General features: G+C 36.3%; 5 protein-coding genes. 3 read left to right on the top strand and 2 right to left on the bottom strand.

Annotated elements, in window-relative coordinates:
• Positions 1-274: 274 nt before the first annotated feature.
• From ACP5SP_RS07415 to ACP5SP_RS07405, 3 genes are read left to right on the top strand one after another with little or no spacing between them, the layout of a single operon-like run.
• Positions 275-874 carry a GNAT family N-acetyltransferase gene (locus ACP5SP_RS07415; RefSeq protein WP_424596933.1) on the top strand — a complete coding sequence of 200 codons (600 nt, stop codon included), beginning with the start codon at positions 275-277 and terminating at the stop codon, positions 872-874.
• 44 nt (positions 875-918) lie between these two features.
• On the top strand, positions 919-1605 hold the full coding sequence (locus ACP5SP_RS07410) for a cation diffusion facilitator family transporter (RefSeq protein WP_428076389.1): 687 nt from the start codon (positions 919-921) through the stop codon (positions 1603-1605).
• The gene (locus tag ACP5SP_RS07405) at positions 1517-1864 is read left to right on the top strand and encodes a cation diffusion facilitator family transporter (RefSeq protein ID WP_424587016.1); all 348 of its coding nucleotides are present in this window, start codon (positions 1517-1519) and stop codon (positions 1862-1864) included. Before ACP5SP_RS07410 ends, ACP5SP_RS07405 begins: the two co-directional genes overlap by 89 nt.
• Here ACP5SP_RS07405 and iorA read toward each other — a convergent pair.
• Positions 1861-3699: an indolepyruvate ferredoxin oxidoreductase subunit alpha gene (gene iorA / locus ACP5SP_RS07400; RefSeq protein ID WP_428076388.1), complete on the bottom strand. Its 1839-nt coding sequence runs from the start codon at positions 3697-3699 to the stop codon at positions 1861-1863. The two genes, ACP5SP_RS07405 and iorA, sit on opposite strands and share 4 nt — an antisense overlap.
• A 106-nt stretch (positions 3700-3805) precedes the next feature.
• Positions 3806-4015 carry a YgaP family membrane protein gene (locus ACP5SP_RS07395; RefSeq protein WP_416085300.1) on the bottom strand — a complete coding sequence of 70 codons (210 nt, stop codon included), beginning with the start codon at positions 4013-4015 and terminating at the stop codon, positions 3806-3808.
• Between the last annotated feature and the right edge of the window lie 299 nt (positions 4016-4314).

Genomic DNA, 4314 nt, shown 5'->3' with positions numbered 1-4314 from the left:
TCAAATTTTTGCCCAATTGCAACACCATACCCGTTTCTAAATCCAGTTCTACCTGCTGAACCATTTCCTGTTGCAGCACCCACCAACGCGATACTTCCAAACAAAACTGCTACTGCTAAAACTCCTACTAAGAGCCATTTAAACTTTTTCATTTTTACCTCCTAAAGTAAATTTTTTAATTTTTACTACTACCCGAGTATAAAAAAACAATATGAAGAGAATATGAAAAATTCTCTCTTTTTTACTTTCCACTATATTTTTTATAGGTGGAGAAATGTTCGAAATTTTTATAAGAAAGGCACAAAAGTCTAATTTTCAGGATTTTTACAATCTCGTATATTTTGCTTCAGGTAAAGTCCTTGATTCTATATTTAAAGATCACACAAAAGATGTTTTAAAAGCACTTTACCAAAACGAGAAAAATCTCTATAGTTTTAAACACACAATATTCATCGAAGTAAACGGAAAAATTGGAGGACTACTTGTTGGATATGAATATAGAGAAGCAAAAGAGGAATCAATTAGCACATTCTTTAACATTATGCATTTTACAAAAGGAAACACATTTATAATCCTTAAAAACCTCATTAAGGCATACACAAAAATAGGAAAGGTGTTAAGGGATGAATACTATATATCAAATGTTGCCATATACCCAGAATTTAGAGGAAGTGGTCTTGGTACAAAACTTATGCTCTATGCAGAGCAAACTGCATCAAAAAGGAATTTAAAATATCTCTCGCTTGATGTTGAACGTGAAAACGAAACAGCAATAAATCTTTATAAAAAATTAGGATACAAAATCACAGAAGAAAAAACACTCGATCTTGGAGAAGTTTTCAGCTTTTTTAGAATGGTAAAAGAGATTCGATAAAATCGTTTTGACTTTTACAGTTAGGCTAATATAATATCATCGTTATGAAAATTTTTGACCTTTTTAACGCTTGGCTTTTAAAAATTTTCACAAAAGGTAAAGAAACAAGGAAACAAATAGGTTATCTTGAGGCCTGGGTAAGTATCATAGGAAATGTTGCCCTTGCTTTTTTCAAATTTGTTGCAGGAATATTCCTCAATAGCCTTTCGCTAATTGCCGATGCGTGGCATTCACTTTCAGATGTCTTAACTTCAGTTATTGTCCTTGTAGGATTTAAGGTCGGCGAAAAGCCTCCGGACAAAGAGCACCCTTTCGGACATGGAAGATTCGAACTTTTGGCTACTTTTTTAATAGCGCTATTGCTTGGAATTGTAGCATATGATTTAGGAAAATCTGCAATATTTAGGATTATAAAGCCAGAGCATGTAGAATTTAATTTGATAATACTCATAGTTTTGATTCTATCTGCTTTATTTAAGGAGTGGATGGCGCACTTTTCAATATTCTTGGGACGAAGAATAAACTCAAGTTCACTTATCGCAGATGCATGGCACCACCGATCTGATGCAATTGCAACACTGTTTGTTGCAGTTCCTCATATTCTCGAAGTTTGGGATATACAGGGTAGATGGTATTCTTGCGTTGGGTGTTGCCTTACTCATTGTATGGGTTGCAGTTCAACTTCTAATAAGTTCAAGCAATTCTCTTATAGGAGTTGCACCAGACCCTAATCTAATTAATAAGATACACGATGCCGCTTTTACAGTCCCGGGGGTTACAAACATCCACGAGATTTACGTGCATGATTATGTCACAAACAAAATTATATCACTACATGTAGAAGTCAAAGACGACCTAACCGTTGAGGAAGCACACAATATTGCAAATTCAGTAGAAGAAGTCGTTCAAAAGGCAACAGGCGCATACAATGTTACTGTGCACATAGACCCATTGGGAAGAACAAGGAAAGAGGAAGAAAATAAATCCTAAATCTTTCGCACTTTTATGGCTTTTTCAGGGCAGGTCTGCACGCACACGGCACAGCCATCACACAGAAACTCATCAATCTGAACCTTATGATCCTCCGTTACATACATTGCAGGACACGCAATTTCATTTATGCAATTCATACAACCAGTGCACTTTTCAAGATCAACAACAAAGGTATATTTTTTCTTTGGGACAATAAGCGCACACTCCCTCTTTGAAATTACTACACTCACGCCTTCTGTATTGAGTGCCTCTTTTACGGCTTCAGTTGACATTTTTAGATTATAAGGATCAACCGTTTTCACATAATCAACACCAATTCCCTTAACAACACTTTCAATATCAATTTTTCTTTTGCCCTCTTCGTCAAGACCTGGGTTCGGCTGAGCGCCTGTCATTGCGGTAGTCCTATTATCAAGAATAACTAATGTAAAATTGTCTTTGTTGTGAACCGCATTTACAAGCGCAGGAATCCCTGCATGGAAGAATGTTGAATCGCCTATGAAAGCAATGACTTTCTTACCAGAAAATTTTGATAATCCCGATGCAGTGCCTACACTTGAACCCATCGAAAGAAGATAATCAGCCATATTAAATGGTGCATTTATGGAAAGCGTGTAACACCCAATATCGTTTGGATAAATTGCATCAATCCCTAATTCATTAACTGCTCTTTTCACTGCATCATACATCCCTCTATGTGGACATCCTGGGCAAAAAACAGGAGGACGTACTGCAAGTGGCAACTCTGTCTTTAATGGTTTTGGCCGTTCGAAGTTTAATCCTAAAATATGCTCCAAGGCGCTTTCTATTATATCCTGGTTGTATTCATAGGCAATTGGTAATGTTCCATCAAGTTTTCCATAAACTTTTTTATTTAGTCCATATCTTCCAAGAATATAATAGATCTCTTTTTCCATTATAGGATCGACTTCTTCAACAACAAGGATTTTCTCTTTATTTTTCATTGCTTCCATCACAAGTTTCTCAGGGAAAGGATAGGTAAGCGTAAGTTTAAGAACCATTGCTTTGAGGTTTCTTTCGGCAAGTGCATCCATTACGTAATTGAAAGAAACCCCAGATACGATAATAAGAAGCCCTGTATCAATTTTGCCGTCAACCTCAATCAGTTTGTTAAATACGCTTTCGTTTGCAATATATTCTGCCTTTTTGAGTTTTTCTATGATTTCTCCCTTTGATCTGTATGCATTGGAAGGTACAGGCACTAGTTTTGCTGGATCTCTTATAAACTCGCCTTGAGGAAAATTTGTAAATATATCGCCCAGTTCAACTACACCTCTCATGTGGGCAACACGGGTTGTAGTTCTAAAAAGAATCGGAAGCCTTACCTTCTCTGAAACCATAAAGGCATAAGGCATTAAGTCTTTCATTTCCTGTGGAGTTGACGGTTCAATGAGCACTACATTCCCCAGTCTTGCATAATGCCTATTATCTTGTTCGTTTTGCGAAGAAAACATTGAAGGATCATCTGCTGATAATACAACAAGCCCACCCCTAATATCCGTATAGGCAAGTGACATAAACGAGTCCGATGCAACGTTAAGCCCCACATGTTTAAACCAAACAAAACTTCTCAACCCCGATACAGAGCCAGATGCTGCAACTTCAAGCGCAACTTTTTCGTTTACAGAAAATTCAAAGTATATACCTAATTCCTTGTAAATTTCATAAAAGGTATCGCCAATTTCAGAGGAAGGTGTACCGGGATATGTTGCTGTAACTGCAACTCCACCCTCAATTGCTCCTCTAACAACGGCCTCATTTCCAAGCAAAAATAACCTTTCTCCACTTTTTTTAGAAATCAATGGATGCATTTTTCCACCCCTTTCCTATCATGCCACCACATTTTATATGAAAATTACATTTTTAAAAAATAAAAGGAGGGCTTTTTACACCCTCCCAATTATAAAAGTTAGAATTTTACTTTCTTGTTGAAATGCCAAGAAGTTGATATACAAGACAAAAACCAGTAAGACCGGTAACAAGCGCAATAACACCAATGATAATAAAAATAACCCTGAGGGTAGGATTAAGTGAAGCAAATATTGAAATAAGAATAAGCACAAGTCCTACAATTATCCTTATAATTCTGTCAACATTTCCTTCATTTGGGATAGGACAACCTTTCATTTTTTCACCTCCATTAAAATTTACTCTTTATTATACGCTTAATTTTGACTTTGTCAATTTAAACAAAAGAAAGGAAAAGAAGATAATTACTTCCTTATTTTGACTATATGGAGTGAGTTAAAAGTGGAAGCATACTTCTCTCCATAATGGCTGATGTATTATGTGTCTTCTTTACATGATTGTCATTTCGAAGTCACTCTTCCAATGATTGTCATTTCGACGAACGAAGTGAGGAGAAATCTCCTCCTTTTGGGGTAGTTCGAAGGGGGACTTTTACCCCTTCGAGTAATAGAAATCTC

The organism is Caldisericum sp. (assembly GCF_049967455.1).
GTDB lineage: Bacteria > Caldisericota > Caldisericia > Caldisericales > Caldisericaceae > Caldisericum > Caldisericum exile_A.
The sequence above is the reverse complement of the archived record's forward strand: the minus strand, read 5'-3'. Positions and strand labels throughout refer to the sequence as shown.

What these genes read in the sequence shown, in the direction of transcription:
- ACP5SP_RS07415 (WP_424596933.1), top strand. Translation starts at nt 275, where the DNA reads ATGTTCGAAATTTTTATAAGAAAGGCACAAAAGTCTAATTTTCAGGAT.
- ACP5SP_RS07410 (WP_428076389.1), top strand. Translation starts at nt 919, where the DNA reads ATGAAAATTTTTGACCTTTTTAACGCTTGGCTTTTAAAAATTTTCACA.
- iorA (WP_428076388.1), bottom strand. Translation starts at nt 3,699, where the DNA reads ATGCATCCATTGATTTCTAAAAAAAGTGGAGAAAGGTTATTTTTGCTT.
- ACP5SP_RS07395 (WP_416085300.1), bottom strand. Translation starts at nt 4,015, where the DNA reads ATGAAAGGTTGTCCTATCCCAAATGAAGGAAATGTTGACAGAATTATA.